Here is a 256-nt window from a genome sequence, read left to right as displayed (position 1 = left end):
GTTACAATTTTAATGCAAGGATTGTTTCAGAAGTCTTTGAAAAGGGTGGCAGATCTGTAAAAGCTGTTAGGGATGTAAATTTAAATCGTTATGATTATTTTGTGGGAATGAAAGCTTTGACAAATTCTTATGTATCTGAGGGAGAAACGATCGATTTTTATGCCATTGTAAGTGATTTAAAAGAAAATTTAGTTTCAGGCAAAACTTTAGAGTATAGAATTTATCAAAATGATTATTATTGGTGGTGGGATTATGA

General features: G+C 30.5%; 1 protein-coding gene. It reads left to right on the top strand.

The window, feature by feature from the left end:
* Positions 1–256, top strand: a 256-nt coding sequence (locus ELQ04_RS08630; RefSeq protein WP_134224549.1) for a hypothetical protein, incomplete at both ends; no start/stop codon positions are given.

Origin of the sequence: Campylobacter sp. CH278 (assembly GCF_004378845.1) — a bacterium.
GTDB classification, from domain to species: domain Bacteria; phylum Campylobacterota; class Campylobacteria; order Campylobacterales; family Campylobacteraceae; genus Campylobacter_D; species Campylobacter_D jejuni.
This window is presented reverse-complemented; position numbering and strand designations above follow the sequence as displayed.